Genomic DNA, 14,553 nt, shown 5'->3' with positions numbered 1-14,553 from the left:
ACCCCGGCCGGGTGCGGAGAACCCTTCCCGGGCCGGTGCCGGCTCACGAGGCGAGGGCCGCGGCGAGTTCGCGCGGCCGGGCCGCGAACGGGCTGTGGCTGCCGGGCAGGGTGCGCACGGTGAACGGGTTACCGGAAAAGGCCCGGTCGGTCTCCGCGATCATCAGGTCCTGCGCGGCCGGTGCCAGCGCCCGGTCCTCGGCGCAGCGCAGGAACGTCCGCGGAATCCGTCCCCACCGTGCCGCGGTCAGGGGGACCGGAGCCGTCGGGATCGCCAGCGGCAGATCCGGGCTCAGCGCGGACCGCCACCGGTCGAAGCGGTCCGGCGGGGTGTCGTGGTAGTGGGTCTCCCGCAGTTCGTCGAGGTAGGCGGGGTCCGGTGAGAGCGGATTGATCCGTACGGCGCCCAGGGCCCCGGGGTCGCCGAGGTTGAGGTTCCGGCCCAGCGCGGTGGCGTTCTCGGGTGAGCCCAGGTAGTCGGAGAACCGCGGCCGTCCGCCCGGGACGAACGCGGACAGGTAGACGATCCGGTCCACCAGCCCGGGCGCCCGCTCCGCGGCCAGGGACGCGGGACCACCGCCCGCGCTGTGCGCGACGAGCACCACGGTGCGATGGTGACGCACCTGGCGCAGGACGCTCAGTACCGCCTCGGCGCAGTCGTCCATCGTCACGGTGGCGAGCCGCGACTTCTCGGTCAGCAGGCCCGGCTGGCCGGGCAGCAGGTATCCGGTGGGCAGGGGCGCGTCGAAGCCGTGCCCGGGCAGGTCGACGGCGACGCTCGCGGCGCCCGCTCCGGCCAGTGCGCGCTGCGTCGCCGCCCACTGTCCGGAGCCGTGCCAGGCGCCGTGTACGAGAACGAAGACGGTGCCGGTCGGAGAGACGTTCTTCATGGCTCCATTCCAGACGGGAACCACAGCGTCATCCATTCAAAGATCTGGTAAGCGGCATGGCGATATCTTTGAGGTCTCGTCGGCAGCCGAGGAGATCGAGGGGACGGAGGGCGGGCCGTGGAAGCGCGACACCTGCGGTACGCGGTCGCTCTCGCCGAGCACCAACACTTCGGCCGGGCGGCCGGTGAGCTGGGCATCGCGCAGCCGCCGCTGTCCAAGCAGATCGCCGACCTGGAGCGCGAGGTCGGGGCCCGGCTGTTCGACCGCACACGGCAGGGGGTGTTCCCGACCGCCGCCGGTGAGGCGTTCCTCGCGCGGGCGCGCCGGGCGCTCGACGAGATCGCGGCGGCCACGGTCGACGCGGGCCGGGCCGCGCGCGGCGAGACGGGACGTCTGCGCCTCGGCTTCATCGCCTCGGCGCTGCTCGACCCGCTGCCGGGCGTCCTCGGCCGGTTCGGCCGTGAACGGCCCGACGTGCGACTGGAACTGCACGAGATGGCGACCAGCCGCAGCAGCTCGGCTCTGGTCGCCGGGGAGCTGGACGTGGCCCTCACCCTCGGCCCGCCACGGGGTGCCGGAGCCGAGCGTCTGGTGTCCGTCCCCGTAGGACGCGACCACGTGATCGCCGTGGTGAGTACGGCGCACCCGTACGCGGGTCAACGCTCGGTGAGCGCCGACCAGTTGCGGCGCCAGCCGCTGATCGTGTCGGCCGGCGAGGACGAGCCCGCCGTGGTCGCCGGAGTGCGCACCCTGCTGGGCGCGGACGCACCGGCTCTCGGCGGCGCGACCGTCGCGAGGGACGTGCACACGATCATCGGCCTCGCCGCCTCGGGCGTGGGCGTCGGCCTGGGGCCGTCCCGTATGAGGGCGGTCCCGCGTCCGGGAGTGCGGTTCTGTGAGGTGACCCCGCGCACGCCCCTGCCCGATCTCGTCCTGTCCTTCGCGGCCCGCGATCACTCCCCGGTGCTGCGCGCCTTCCTCGACACCATCCGGAAGAACTGCCCCGACGTCGGTGCCGCACTCGATGACCGGCTCCGGCCCCACACATGATCCGGGCCGGTCGTCCCTCCGTCGTCAGGAACAAGATCAGCAGGCGCCCCGCAGACCCCTGCCCGTCAAGATCGCCGCGCGCGGGACCACGGCTCGGCTCATTCCGAAACGATCAGTTGGGCCCGTGGCCGGGATTCCGGCTCGGACGGCCCGCCGGTCCGGACGCGGGGCGGCCCCGCTCGGCCCGGACCGGTCGCGTTGCCGTTCCGGCAACCTCCCTTGGCGGGGGCGGCCACGGGCGTGATCCTGGCCGCCGGCGCGCCCGCCCGGCGCGCCGGATCGCCGATCACGCGAGGAGCGCCATGTCCGCCACGCCGCCCACCACCGACCCGGCCCGCTTCTGGGAGGCCCGCTACCGCGACAGCGAGCGGGTCTGGAGCGGCGACCCCAACCCGCTGCTGGTCCGCGAGGTCACCGCGCTGACGCCCGGCACCGCCCTGGAACTGGGCTGCGGGGAGGGCGCCGACGCCGTGTGGCTCGCCGGGCGCGGCTGGCACGTCACCGGCGTCGACATCTCCGCGACGGCGCTGGAGCGCGCGGCCGCCCACGCCGCGGACGCGGGCGTCACCGAGCGCACCGACTGGCAGCGCCACGAACTGGGCGTCACTTTCCCGGAAGGGACGTACGACCTGGTCAGCGCCCAGTTCCTGCAGTCGCCGGTGGCGCTGGACCAAGGCCGGGTGCTGGCGCCGGCCGCCCGGGCGGTCGCCCCCGGCGGGACGCTGCTGCTGGTGCTGCACGGTGGCTGGCCCTCGTGGCAGGGCGAGCACGACCACCCCTTCGACGCGGTCTTCCCGACGCTCGACGGCGTCCTGGAGCAGCTCGCGCTGCCGGACACCTGGCAGGTGGAGACCCGGGAGGCGGTGGAGCGCCCCGCGCCGTCGCCCGAGGGCGCGCCGGGCACGCGGGTGGACCTGGTGTGGCGGCTGCGCCGTACGGCCTGAGCCGCGGGCGGAGCCGGGCCGTCAGCTCCGGTGGCGCCTGTGGGGGGAGCCGGGGCGCGCCCTCCGTACCGTGCGGGGCGGGCCGTCAGCTCCGGCGGGGCTTGTCCCGGTCGAGGCGGAGCCGCTGGGCGCGCGGCAGGCCCGCGACGACCAGGTCGTAGGAGTCCTCGATCATCTCCCGCACCAGCCGGTCGGGGAGCGCGCCGGTCAGGTCGACGGTGTTCCAGTGCCGCTTGTTGAGGTGGTGGCCGGGGACGATCTCCGGGTGGGCGGCGCGGAGTTGCGGGGCCAGTTCGGGGTCGCACTTGAGGCTGACGGAGAGCGGCTCGGCCGTCAGGTTCGTCAGCGCGAAGATTTTGCCGCCGACCTTGAAGACGGAGAGGTCCGGACTGCGCGGGAAGGGGAACTCCTCGCCCGCGCCGTTCTGTTCCAGGCAGACGGCGCGCAGCGCCTCGGCGTCGATCATGGCGGCATTATGCCGGGCGGCCACCGGCGAAGCGGCGGGGCCTCCCGGGGCCGCACCCGCCCGGTGCCGCGCTCACCTCGGGGCCGCGGCCGCCCGGCCGCCGCACTTCGGCCCTTCGCTGGGCCGCCGCGCCTCGGCCCGCCCCCGTCAACCGGATGTCGCCTCCCGCCGCATGCACAGCCGGGGCCAGCGGTCGAGTCCCAGCTCCGCCTCGTGGGCGCGGAGGGCGCGCAGGCCGGGGGTCAGCTCGGCGTCGGGGAGGGGGCGGAAGCCGAGGCGGGTGTAGTAGGGCGCGTTCCACGGCACGTCGCGGAAGGTCGTCAGGGTCAGCGGGCGGTCCCCGCCGTCGTGTGCGGCCCGGTCGATGAGCGCCTGTCCGATACGGCGGTGGGCGTACGCGGGGGCCACCGACACCTGCTCGATGTGGGTGGCGCCGTCGACCGGCTCCCACATCAGGTATCCGGCGAGGCCGTCGGGAGCGCCGTCCCCGGCGTCCGCCACGAGCAGCCGGCCGGCACGCAGGGCGGCCGACAGCGTTTCCGTCGTGGGCGGTTCGTCGTCCGCCACGGCGGCCATCCCCACCTCGCGGAAGGGCGCGCCCGCGGCGCTTTCGAGGGTGCGCAGGGCGGGCAGTTCGGCGTCCCGGGCCAGACGGATGATCATCCGGGGAGTCTGTGCGGCCCCGCCCCGCGGACGCAACCGGATTCCGAGGCCGCCGCTCAACGGCCGGGGCGGGACGGGCCCGGGGCGGTCGTCACCCGGTGCGGGGCGGCACAGGCGGCGGGGCGTCGCTCATGCCCGGCCGTGCACGCCCCGCCGCCGGCCCGCCGCGCATGCCCCGCCGCGCCCGCCCGGTGGGTCAACGGCCCGGCGCCCGGGGCCCGTCGGGCTCACCGGTGCCCCGCGCCCCGGTGCGGATCAGCTCGTCCGCCGCGTCGTTGACCGGCTGCGGAGTGCCCGTCAGATCCATGACGAAGAGCGGGATGTGCAGGTCGTCGGCGCGGCAGCGGGCGTCGTGGGCGTATCCGGCGAGGGAGAAGAAGACGGCGATCGCCGAGTCCTGGAGGCCGTTGAGCCAGACGCACTCGATCTCGCGCAGCGCCGTGGACCGTGTCGTCGGGTCGACCTGTGCGACCACGCCGGTGCCGCGCAGATCCACCCCGGACGCCGTCCGCTCCTGCGTGCGGCGGACGTCGGTGAAGCCCAGCCACTTCAGGTACTGCGCGGCGGCCGTGACGCAGTCCCGGGCGGTGCGGATGGTGACCGGGCGGAACGCCGGGCGCAGCACCTGGGGCGGGGCGGCCGGCGCGGTACCGCGGCCGGCGGGGCCGGTGCCGCGCGGCGGTGCGGGCGGGACGGGCACCACGGGGACGCGGACGACGGTGCCGCAGACGCAGCCGGACTCCGGCGCCGGCCACTCGTCCTGGCGTCCGCAGACCTCGCAGCGCACCGCCACCCAGGATCCCTGCCAGGTGCGGTGCACGATCTCGACGGGGGCACCGCCGCGCAGCACCGGCACCGTCAGCGGCGCTCCGCACGCGCAGGGGAAGGTCGGCGGGGTGAAGGCGTTCTCGCGGCGGCACGTGGGGCACCGCACCGGCACGCTGTCGGCCATGGTCGCTCCTGGCGGTCTGTCGGCGGACGGCGGTCTCCCGGCGCCGTCCGCCTGCTGTTTTCTGCCATCGTGCCCTCGAACGGGCCGCGCGGGGGCCAAATCGCGCCGATCACCGCCGGTCGGCCGGGACATCGGGGGAGCGTGCGGTGGCCGCTGGGCCGTGACCCGGGCGCAGGGGGCGCGTACGCGGGCGCGTGCGGTGCGCCGCCCCCGGCCGCGTACGCCGCGGGAGGCCGGGCATGCGTACGGCCCGGATCCGTGACCGTGCGGATCCGGGCCGTACGCGGGTGGTTCCCGTCCGGCGACGCGCGTTTCGGGCGCGACAGGACAGCGCGGCGCCGGACGGAGTTCGGGGGAGGGGTGCGGCGGGAAGAGCAGGGCGGGAGAGGCGGGCTCCGCGGTGGGGAGGGCGCACCTGCCGGGTGCGCACGCCCGCCGCACCGGGCTCCCCAAAGGCCGCGGAGCGCCGCACTTCCCCTCCGTACCGGCCGGCCACCCCTCAGCGGACCGGCCGGTACGGATGCGCGGGGGACCGACCTCCCGTCAGTCCTCGCGCAGTTCGCGGACCTTCGCCTCGACGCGCTTGCCGTACTCGGGGTCGGCGGCGTGGAAGTGGGCGAGGTTCTTCTCGATCACGTCCTCGCGGCTGACCTGCGCGAGGCCGCCCGCGATGTTGGCGATCAGACGCCGCTTCTCGTCCTCGGACATCAGGCGGTACAGCTCACCCGCCTGGAAGAAGTCGTCGTCCTTGGAGTGGGCCGGCGCCGCGTGGGTGGCGACGTGGCCGGCCACGGCGAGCGGCGCGGCGAGCGGCCGGTCGCTCTGCACGGGGCCGCCGTACGAGTTGGGCTCGTAGTTCTTCGCGTGGCGGTCGTAGGCGTTGGTCGCCATCAGGCCGTCGCGGCCGTAGTTGTTCGCGACGGTCGCCTTCGGGGCGTTCACCGGGAGCTGGGTGTGGTTGACGCCCAGGCGGTAGCGGTGCGCGTCGGCGTAGGCGAACAGGCGGCCCTGGAGCATCTTGTCGGGTGACGGGCCGATGCCGGGCACGAAGTTGTTCGGGGAGAACGCGGACTGCTCGACCTCGGCGAAGACGTTGTCGGGGTTGCGGTCCAGCACCATGCGGCCGACCCGCTGGAGCGGGTGGTCCTTGTGCGGCCACACCTTGGTGAGGTCGAACGGGTTGAAGCGGTGGTCCGCCGCCTCGGCGACCGGCATCACCTGCACGTACAGCGTCCACGACGGGTACACGCCGCGCTCGATGGACTGGAGCAGGTCGGTCTGGTGGCTGTTCGGGTCGGTGCCGGACAGTTCGGCGCCCTGTTCGGCGCTGAGGCAGCGGATGCCCTGGTTCGTCTTGAAGTGGTACTTGACGAAGAAGGACTCGCCCTCGGCGTTCGTCCACTGGTAGGTGTGCGAGCCGTAGCCGTTCATGTGGCGGTACGACGCGGGGATGCCGCGGTCGCCCATCAGCCAGGTGACCTGGTGGGTCGCCTCGGGGGCGTGGGCCCAGAAGTCCCAGACGTTGTCCGGCTCCTGCTTGCCGGTGAACGGGTCGCGCTTTTGCGAGTGGATGAAGTCCGGGAACTTCAGCGGGTCCTTGATGAAGAAGACCGGGGTGTTGTTGCCGACGAGGTCGTAGTTGCCCTCCTCGGTGTAGAACTTCACGGCGAAGCCGCGGGGGTCGCGGGCCGCGTCCGGGCCGCCGAGGTTGTCGGCGACGGTCGAGAAGCGGATGAACAGCTCGGTGCGCTTCCCGACGGCGCTCAGGAAGTCGGCGCTGGTGAAGCCGGTGACGTCGTCGGTCACCTCGAAGTGGCCGTAGGCGCCGGAGCCCCGGGCGTGCACGACGCGCTCCGGGATGCGCTCGCGGTTGAACCGCGCGAGCTTCTCCAGCAGATGCTGGTCCTGGAGGACGATCGGGCCGCCGACGCCGGCGGTGGAGGAGTTCTGGTTGTCGGCGACGGGGGCGCCGGACTCCGTGGTGAGAACGCGCGCGGTCGGCGTGGGCTTCGTCATGATGACCTTCCGTACGAGAGCGCGGAAGTTGGCTTCCGCATGTCGGGAGCGTAGGAACCGCCCCGACCAAACGTCAACAGTTTGTTGAAACAAGCGCGGGTAAAGAACCGCGGGTGGAGAAAGGGGTGTTCCGGACGGCGGCCGCGCCTGGGCGCGACAGGACAGGTGTCGGCGCGGACGCCGTCCGGAAGTCTCGGTACCCGGGCCGTCAGCCCGGGGTGGTACGGAGCGGCCCGCCGGGGCCGGACACCGCGGCGTACCCGGCCCGGACCAGAACCGGCCGCCGGGTGGAGACCGCTTCCTTACGGGCCCAGGTGAGCGCGGAACGCAGCTCCCCGGGCCCGCCGGCGGTGCGGCCCGCGCAGCCGTAGGCCGCGACGAGCTTCACCTGGTCGGTGTGGGACACATCCGACGCCGCCCCGTCCGGCCCGTGCCCCGGCAGGGTCAGCAGCACCAGCGGGACACCGCGGTGGGCCGCGAGGGCCAGCTCACCGGCGAGCGCCGGGAAGCCGTGCGGATCGTCGAGGAGCACCACCACGTCCACCCCGTCCGCACCGGGCGGCTCCGCCGCGTCCAGCGCCGTACGGACGCCGATCGCGGTGGGGATCTCCCAGCCCGGCGGGCCGCCGGTGGTGGCCACCGCGCGCAGCCGTCCGCCCCCGGCCGCCGCGTACGCCGCGGCCGGCGCCCCCACGAGAAAGGTGTCCGCCCCGTCCGCCAGCCAGTTGGCGATCTCCGGGTGCGCCGGGGGCGGCGGCGGTGCGGGCGGTGCGGGTGGCCGCGCCGGGCCGGGGGGCGCGGGGGGCCGGTCGCCGGGGCCGTCGGCGGGGACGGTGGCCGCGGCCACCGCCGCCGGCAGCTCGATCAGCACCGGGCCCGCGCTCCCCTCCCGCGCGGTCCACAGCGCCTCCCGGAAGGCCCAGGCCAGCCGGGCGGGCTGCTCGACCCGGACCGCCCACTTGACCAACGGCCGGGCCGGCCGCACCAGATCCGGCGCGCCGCCCGGACCGGCCGCCTCGCCGGTGCCGACGACACAGACCAGCGGCACCCCGTCGGCCAGGGCGGCGCCCAGCGCCGGGAGCACCCGGGCGGCACCGGTGTCGCCCGGTACCGCCGCGAGCGCCGCCCGGCCCCGGATGAGGGACCAGCCGATCGCCATGTGCGGCGCGCTCTCCGCGTGCCGCACCGCGACCCGGGCGATGCCCTCCCCGTCCAGCGCCGCGTAGAGCGGACCGAGCGCGGCGCCGGGGCAGCCGAAGACGGTGTCGCAGCCCGCGTGGCGCAGGGCGCGGACCGCCGCGCGCACGGCGGCGACGCGCCGGGGCGCGCCGCCCATCAGGCGCCGGCGGGGTGCCCGGAGAGCCGCTCCACGCCGCGCAGCAGGGCGGAGTGGTCGAGCCCGCCGTCACCCTGGGCACGCAGCGAGGCCACGAGACCCGCGACGACCGAGCCGACCGGCAGCGCCGCCCCGACGTTGCGGGCCGCGTCGGTGACGATGCCCATGTCCTTGTGGTGCAGATCGATACGGAAGCCGGGCGCGAAGTCGCGGCGCAGGAAGTTCTCCTTCTTCCGCGCCAGGACCGTGGAGCCGGCCAGTCCGCCGCCGAGGACGTCGAGCGCCGCGCCGAGGTCGACGCCGGACTTCTCCAGGAAGACCACGGCCTCCGCGCACGCCTGGATGTTGACGGCGACGATCAGTTGGTTGGCGGCCTTGACGGTCTGCCCCGAGCCGTGCGGGCCGCACAGCACGATGGTTTTGCCCAGCGCCTCGAAGAGCGGCCTGGCCGCGTCGAAGTCGGCCTGCTGACCGCCGACCATGATCGAAAGAACGGCCTCGATCGCGCCCGCCTCACCGCCGGAGACCGGGGCGTCCAGCACCCGGATGCCCTTGGCGGCGGCGTTCGCGGCCAGATCGACGCTGGTCTGCGGGGTGATCGAGGACATGTCGATCAGCAGCGCGCCGTGCCGGGCGTTCTCCAGAATGCCGTCCGGGCCGTACGCGACGGCCTCGACCTGCGGGGAGGCCGGGACCATCGTGATCACCACATCGGCCGCGCGGACCGCGTCGGCGACCGACGCCGCGGCGGTGCCGCCGGCCGCGGCCAGCCGGTCGAGCTTGTCGGCCTCCAGGGTGTAGCCGGTGACCTCGTAACCGGCCTTGATCAGGTTCTCGGCCATGGGTGAGCCCATGATGCCGAGGCCGATCCACGCGATCTTGGGAAGGTTGCTCATCGTGAAGCCTCTTTCGCAGTCGGCGGGGCTGGGGTGCGGCGGCGGGCGGGGTCAGTGCGCGGCGCGCAGCGGCGCGGGCAGCCAGCCGAACGCGCCCGCGGAGGGGCCGTCACCCGGCTTGTACTCCAGGCCGACGTAGCCGCCGTAGCCGTTCTTCCGCAGCCGGGCGAGGAGTCCGGCGAGGTCCAGGTCGCCGGTGCCGGGGGCGCCGCGGCCGGGGTTGTCGGCGATCTGCACGTGCGCGGTCACGCCGGTGTACCGGTCGATGACCTCGTCGAGGTCCTCACCGTTCATGGACAGGTGGTAGAGGTCCATCAGGAAGCGGGCGTTGTCCAGACCGGTCGCGGCGTTCACCGCCTCGACGACCTCCACCGCCCTCGGCGCGGAGACGATCGGGCAGTGCGGCGACTCGGGGGCGTTCAGCGCCTCGATCAGCAGGGTGCCTTCGGGTCCGACCGCCCGCGCCGCGAGGGTGAGGTTCTCCAGCGCCAGCGCGTCCTGCGCGGCCGGGTCGACGCCCTCGACGCGGTTGCCGTAGAGCGCGTTGAAGGCGGTGCAGCCGAGCGAGCGGCCGAACTCCACCGCCACCGGGACGTTCGCCCGGAACCGTTCGGACTCCTCACCGGGGACCGACAGGGCGCCGCGGTCCGGTCCCGGCAACTGCCCCGCGTAGAAGTTCAGGCCGGTCAGGGCGGTGCCGGCGTCCTCCAGGGCGTGGCGCAGGGCGTCCAGTTCGGACTGCGCGGGGACCGGGGCGCCGGTCCACGGCCACCACAGCTCCACCGCCGTGAACCCCGCGGCCCGCGCGGCCGCCGGGCGCTCCAGCAGCGGGAGTTCGGTGAACAGGATCGACAGGTTGACGTTGAAGCGTGTGTCCGTGAATCCCATGAGGCCCGGCGCTCCTTCCGGCTGAGTATCGGCACATCCGAATTGATTCCGGATGGTGGAATATTGTTTCTGCTTAACGGAACAGTGCCTGGGGGTCGCGGCGGCTGTCAAGAGGGGGCCGGGGCATTTTCTGGTGGTGGCGGCGGTGCCCGCGTAGGTTGAGCGGCGTGCGATTGAGAGTGGAGTTCACGACCGAACCGTTCGATCTCGACGAGGCGCCCGCCCACGCGGTGGTGGCGCGGGAGATCGTCACGGGTGCCGGGCTGGACGCCGTCGACGTCGGCCCGTTCGGCAACACCGCCGAGGGCGATGCCGGGCGGGTCCTCGACGCGGTGGCCGCCCTGCTGCGCGACACCCTGGAGGCGGGCGCCACCCGCGTCTCCCTCCAGGTCAACGTGGTCGGCGGCGCCGGGTCCGAGGAGGGCGCCAGGTGACGGACCCCGCGGACCACCCCTTCGTCCGGGCGGTCAAGCCGTTGGTGGACGCGATGGGCGGGCAGATGGTCGCCCCCGGTCTCGCCCAGGGGGACGACGTCGTGCTCACCTGGGAGGGGGAGGACCGGATCGCCGTACGGCTGCCGCATCTGGCGGAATCCCTCGATCATCTGCTGGCCGAGCTGGAGCGCCGTCACGGTGTGCCGCTGGCCGATCTCGACCGCAAGACCAAGCAGTCCGTCGTCCGCATCCTGGAGGCCCGCGGGGCTTTCTCCGTCCGGCACGGCGTGGAGACCGTCGCCGGCGCACTGGGCGTCAGCCGCTTCACCGTCTACAACTACCTGAACAGGGAGAACGCCGCGAAACAGGAGGAGTGATCCCCCAACGGCCGCGCCAGGGCGGCCGATCGGTGGTGAGCCGTCGTCCCAAGAACCGGGCGGCGGCTTTTCCGTTGCCGACTTTTCAACAAAGTGTTGACGTGATGTTGCCGGAGGTCTTAGCTGTTCCCCAGCCAAGCAGCCATCAGCATCAGGCCACGGAGGCTTCCCGTGTCTTCGAGTACGACCCCGGGCCTCGCCCGGTTCAACGCTGCCGACGACGGTACGGCCCTCGCCGCACTGCACGAGGTCTGCGCCAGCAGGGCATGGGGGAGCGCACTCGCCGCCCGCCGCCCCTACACCACCCCCGACGCCCTGTACGCAGCCAGCGACGCCGCCATGGCGGAGCTGACCGCGGACGACCTGGCGGAGGCGGTGGCGGGGCACCCGCCCATCGGCCGGCCGAAGCCCGGCGACCCCACCTCCTCCCGCGAACAGCGCGGCATGGCCTCCGCCTCCGCCGCGCTCCGGGCGGAGATGCTCGAACTCAACCTCGCCTACCAGGAGAAGTTCGGGCACACCTTCCTGATCTGCGCCTCCGGGCGCACCGGGGAGCAGATGCGGGACGCCGTCCGCGACCGCCTCGGCAACCCGCCGGAGAAGGAACGCGAGATCGTCCGGGAAGAGCTGGGAAAGATCAACCGCATCCGTCTGCACCGCATGACGGAGACCGCCGAAGGAGACAGCGCATGAGCAGCGAGACGGCCGCACCGACGTCGGTGTCCACGCACATCCTGGACACCAGCGTGGGCCGCCCCGCCGAGGGCGTCGCCCTCACGCTCGCCGTACGCTCCGGGCGCGGCGGCGACTGGCACGCCCACGGTGCCTCCGCGACCGACGCCGACGGACGCTGCAAGGACCTCCCGGCACTGCCCGAAGGCACCACCCACGTACGACTCGACTTCGCGGTCGAGGGGTACTTCGAGTCCCGCACCCGTCAGCAAGCCGAGGAACAGCAGGACGCCCCCCGCGTAAGGGACAGCGGTGCGTTCTTCCCGGAAGTGGCGATCACCTTCGCCGTGAAGCCGGGCGAGCACTACCACGTACCGCTGCTGCTCAACCCGTTCGGCTACTCCGTATACCGAGGGAGCTAGCACCGACATGACCGCCCATCCGCACCGCCCCGCCCGCCCTGTGATGCTCGGCCAGAACCAGTACGGCAAAGCGGAGAACCGCGTCGTCAAGATCACCCGGGACGGCGACACCCACCACATCAAGGACCTGAACGTCTCCGTCGCCCTCTCCGGCGACCTCGAAGAGGTCCACCTCTCCGGCTCCAACGCCAACTGCCTGCCCACCGACACCACCAAGAACACGGTGTACGCCTTCGCCAAGGAACACGGCATCGAGTCGGCGGAGCAGTTCGGCATCCACCTCGCCCGCCACTTCGTCACCAGCCAGGAACCGATCAAGCGGGCCCGCATCCGCATCGAGGAGTACGCCTGGGAGCGGATCGCCACCTCCGACGGCAACTCCCGCTTCATCGGCGCCGACGACGTCAAGCACTCCTTCGTCCGCAAGGGCCAGGAGACCCGCCTGACGGAGATCACCTACGACGGGGAGAGCTGGAGCGTCATCTCCGGCCTCAAGGACCTCGTCGTCATGAACTCCACCCACTCGGAGTTCTGGGGCTACATCAAGGACAAGTACACGACCCTCAAGGAGGACTACGACCGCATCCTCGCCACCGAGGTCGCCAGCCGCTGGCGGTTCAACTGGACCGGCGACGACCAGCGGATGCCGCACTGGGAGCGCTCCTACGCCCAGGTCAGGAAGCACATGCTGGAGGCGTTCGCGGAGACCTACAGCCTCTCCCTCCAGCAGACCCTGTTCCAGATGGGGTCCCGCATCATCAACAACCGTTCCGAGATCGACGAGATCCGCTTCTCGCTCCCGAACAAGCACCACTTCAAGGTGGACCTGGAGCCGTTCGGTCTCAAGAACGAAGCCGCCGACGGCGCCGTCTACTACGCGGCGGACCGCCCGTACGGCCTGATCGAAGCCACTGTTCTGCGCGACGGTGTCGAAGCCCTGATCCCCCAGGATCTGACGAACCTCTGACGGCTTGGACGCAGCGCCGTGCCCAGGGACGTGTCCGTGAGACCCCGCCCGCACCCTGTCCGGGCGGACGACGGAAGGTCACGGACACGCCCCGGCGCCCCTCCCCGCGCCCAGGGGGGAGGGGCCGCGAATCCTTGAGGGGACCCACCCATGGCACAGCTCCCGTACGATCGGCTCCACCCCGCGCCGCAGGTCCACCCGGTGGACGAGAAGCCGGGCCCCAAGCGGTTGATTCCCGCCGCCCTCCAGCACATCGCCGCGATGTACGCGGGCGTCGTCACGCCCCCGCTCATCATCGGCCAGGCCGCCGGGCTGGACGCCGCCGGCCGCACCCGCCTCATCGCCGCCGGACTGCTCATCGCCGGCTGCGCCACGCTCCTGCAGACCCTCGGCATCCGTAAGGCCGTCGGCAACCGCCTGCCCTTCGTCAACGCCGCCAGCTCCGCCGGCATCACCCCGATGCTCGCCATCGCGGAGACCACCGCCAAAGGCCACCAACTCCCCGCCATCTACGGGGCGGTGATGGTCGCCGGAGTCTTCTGCCTGGCCGTCGGACCGTTCTTCGGCAGACTGCTCCGCTTCTTCCCGCCGCTGGTCACCGGCGTGGTCATCACCCTCATCGGCGTCACCCTGATGCCGGTACCGGTCGGCTGGGCCCAGGGCGGCGACAAGAGTGCCGCCGGGTTCGGCGACATGAAGAACCTCGCCCTCGCCGCCTTCACCCTCCTGGTGATCCTGCTCATCCAGCGCTTCGCCAAGGGCTTCGGCAAACAGGTCGCCCTCCTGCTCGGCCTGGTCATCGGCACCCTCGCCGCGATCCCCTTCGGCATGGCGAGCTTCGACGGACTGCGCTCGGCACCCATCGCCGCACTGCCCACGCCCTTCGCGTTCGGCCCGCCGGAGTTCCAGCCCGCCGCGATCCTCTCGCTCTGCATCGTCATGCTCGTGCTGATGACGGAGTCCGCCGCCGGGATGCTCGCGCTCGGCGAGATCTGCGACCGCCGCTGCGACGGTGACACCCTCACCCGCGGCCTGCGCACCGACGGCCTCGCCACCCTCCTGGGGCCGGTCTTCGGCGGCTTCGCCACCAGCGCCTTCGCCCAGAACGTCGGCGTCGTCTCCCTGACCCGGGTCCGCAGCCGCTACGTGGTCGCCGCCGCCGGCGGCACCCTCCTCGTCCTCGGCGCGTTCCCCGTCCTCGGCGCGGTCGTCTCGCTCGTCCCGATGCCGGTCCTCGGCGGCGCGGGCATCGTCCTCTTCGGCTCGATCGCCGTCAGCGGTATCCGCACCCTCGCCGAAGCCGGGCTCGACGACAGCTCCAACATCATCCTGGTGGCCGTCTCGCTCGGCGCCGGCATCATCCCGCTCGCCGCGCCGACCTTCTACGCCGGCTTCCCCGCCTGGGCACAGACCGTCCTCGGCTCCGGCATCAGCGCCGGCGCCCTGGTCGCCGTCCTGCTCAACCTGTTCTTCCACCATCTCGGCACCCGGAGCACCTCACGGACAGCGGTACTGTCAGCCGCCCCGTCCGGCTCCGGCACTCAAATCCCGTAGGGCCCTGCCGTGCCCGACCGCCGTAGC

At 73.2% G+C, this 14,553-nt stretch carries 16 protein-coding genes; 8 read left to right on the top strand and 8 right to left on the bottom strand.

All coding sequences use genetic code 11. From position 1 onward, the window contains the following. Positions 1–43: 43 nt before the first annotated feature. Positions 44–889: an alpha/beta fold hydrolase gene (locus tag ACGH2B_RS03825; RefSeq protein ID WP_399084064.1), complete on the bottom strand. Its 846-nt coding sequence runs from the start codon at positions 887–889 to the stop codon at positions 44–46. A gap of 117 nt (positions 890–1,006) precedes the next feature. On the opposite strand from ACGH2B_RS03825, the gene ACGH2B_RS03820 reads away from it, so the two are divergent. Next, positions 1,007–1,939 (top strand): LysR family transcriptional regulator, encoded by a 933-nt coding sequence (locus ACGH2B_RS03820; RefSeq protein ID WP_399084061.1) that lies wholly within the window; start codon positions 1,007–1,009, stop codon positions 1,937–1,939. A 302-nt stretch (positions 1,940–2,241) separates the two neighbouring features. Then, on the top strand, positions 2,242–2,883 hold the full coding sequence (locus ACGH2B_RS03815; protein ID WP_399084058.1) for a class I SAM-dependent methyltransferase: 642 nt from the start codon (positions 2,242–2,244) through the stop codon (positions 2,881–2,883). 85 nt (positions 2,884–2,968) lie between these two features. Here the strand turns inward: ACGH2B_RS03815 and ACGH2B_RS03810 are convergent, their stop codons facing one another. From ACGH2B_RS03810 to ACGH2B_RS03780, 7 genes are all read right to left on the bottom strand, one after another. Continuing rightward, entirely contained in the window at positions 2,969–3,349 is a 381-nt protein-coding gene (locus tag ACGH2B_RS03810) for an MmcQ/YjbR family DNA-binding protein (RefSeq protein ID WP_399084056.1), read from the bottom strand. Between the two features lie 147 nt (positions 3,350–3,496). Further along, entirely contained in the window at positions 3,497–4,012 is a 516-nt protein-coding gene (locus tag ACGH2B_RS03805) for a GNAT family N-acetyltransferase (RefSeq protein ID WP_399084053.1), read from the bottom strand. Positions 4,013–4,208: 196 nt separating this feature from the next. Beyond that, positions 4,209–4,964 carry a hypothetical protein gene (locus ACGH2B_RS03800; RefSeq protein ID WP_399084050.1) on the bottom strand — a complete coding sequence of 252 codons (756 nt, stop codon included), beginning with the start codon at positions 4,962–4,964 and terminating at the stop codon, positions 4,209–4,211. 543 nt (positions 4,965–5,507) lie between these two features. Next, the gene (locus ACGH2B_RS03795; protein ID WP_399084047.1) at positions 5,508–6,980 is read right to left on the bottom strand and encodes a catalase; all 1,473 of its coding nucleotides are present in this window, start codon (positions 6,978–6,980) and stop codon (positions 5,508–5,510) included. A 208-nt stretch (positions 6,981–7,188) separates the two neighbouring features. Further along, positions 7,189–8,316 carry a thiamine pyrophosphate-binding protein gene (locus tag ACGH2B_RS03790; protein ID WP_399084044.1) on the bottom strand — a complete coding sequence of 376 codons (1,128 nt, stop codon included), beginning with the start codon at positions 8,314–8,316 and terminating at the stop codon, positions 7,189–7,191. Beyond that, complete coding sequence (locus tag ACGH2B_RS03785) at positions 8,316–9,212, bottom strand: 2-hydroxy-3-oxopropionate reductase (protein WP_399084042.1); 897 nt, start codon at positions 9,210–9,212, stop codon at positions 8,316–8,318. The genes ACGH2B_RS03790 and ACGH2B_RS03785 overlap by 1 nt, the downstream gene beginning before the upstream one ends. 51 nt (positions 9,213–9,263) lie before the next feature. Beyond that, positions 9,264–10,100, bottom strand: coding sequence for a TIM barrel protein (locus ACGH2B_RS03780; RefSeq protein WP_399084039.1), 837 nt, complete (start codon positions 10,098–10,100; stop codon positions 9,264–9,266). A 167-nt stretch (positions 10,101–10,267) separates the two neighbouring features. Here ACGH2B_RS03780 and ACGH2B_RS03775 point away from each other — a divergent pair, with 167 nt between their 5' ends. The 6 genes from ACGH2B_RS03775 (at position 10,268) to ACGH2B_RS03750 (ending at position 14,526) form a co-directional block, all read left to right on the top strand. Further along, positions 10,268–10,534: a hypothetical protein gene (locus ACGH2B_RS03775; RefSeq protein WP_399084036.1), complete on the top strand. Its 267-nt coding sequence runs from the start codon at positions 10,268–10,270 to the stop codon at positions 10,532–10,534. Next, positions 10,531–10,911, top strand: a complete 381-nt coding sequence (locus tag ACGH2B_RS03770; protein ID WP_399084033.1) for a helix-turn-helix domain-containing protein — start codon at positions 10,531–10,533, stop codon at positions 10,909–10,911. Before ACGH2B_RS03775 ends, ACGH2B_RS03770 begins: the two co-directional genes overlap by 4 nt. Positions 10,912–11,082: 171 nt before the next feature. Beyond that, complete coding sequence (uraD, locus tag ACGH2B_RS03765; RefSeq protein WP_399084030.1) at positions 11,083–11,604, top strand: 2-oxo-4-hydroxy-4-carboxy-5-ureidoimidazoline decarboxylase; 522 nt, start codon at positions 11,083–11,085, stop codon at positions 11,602–11,604. After that, positions 11,601–12,005 (top strand): hydroxyisourate hydrolase, encoded by a 405-nt coding sequence (uraH, locus tag ACGH2B_RS03760; RefSeq protein ID WP_399084027.1) that lies wholly within the window; start codon positions 11,601–11,603, stop codon positions 12,003–12,005. Before uraD ends, uraH begins: the two co-directional genes overlap by 4 nt. Before the next feature lie 7 nt (positions 12,006–12,012). Beyond that, positions 12,013–12,972 carry a factor-independent urate hydroxylase gene (gene pucL / locus ACGH2B_RS03755; protein ID WP_399084024.1) on the top strand — a complete coding sequence of 320 codons (960 nt, stop codon included), beginning with the start codon at positions 12,013–12,015 and terminating at the stop codon, positions 12,970–12,972. Positions 12,973–13,122: 150 nt separating this feature from the next. After that, positions 13,123–14,526, top strand: a complete 1,404-nt coding sequence (locus ACGH2B_RS03750; protein ID WP_399084021.1) for a nucleobase:cation symporter-2 family protein — start codon at positions 13,123–13,125, stop codon at positions 14,524–14,526. Positions 14,527–14,553 lie beyond the last annotated feature (27 nt).

The organism is Streptomyces sp. BBFR2, from assembly GCF_044497305.1.
GTDB lineage: Bacteria > Actinomycetota > Actinomycetes > Streptomycetales > Streptomycetaceae > Streptomyces.
Note: the sequence above shows the minus strand (reverse complement) of the source record. Positions and strands in the feature narration are given on the sequence as shown.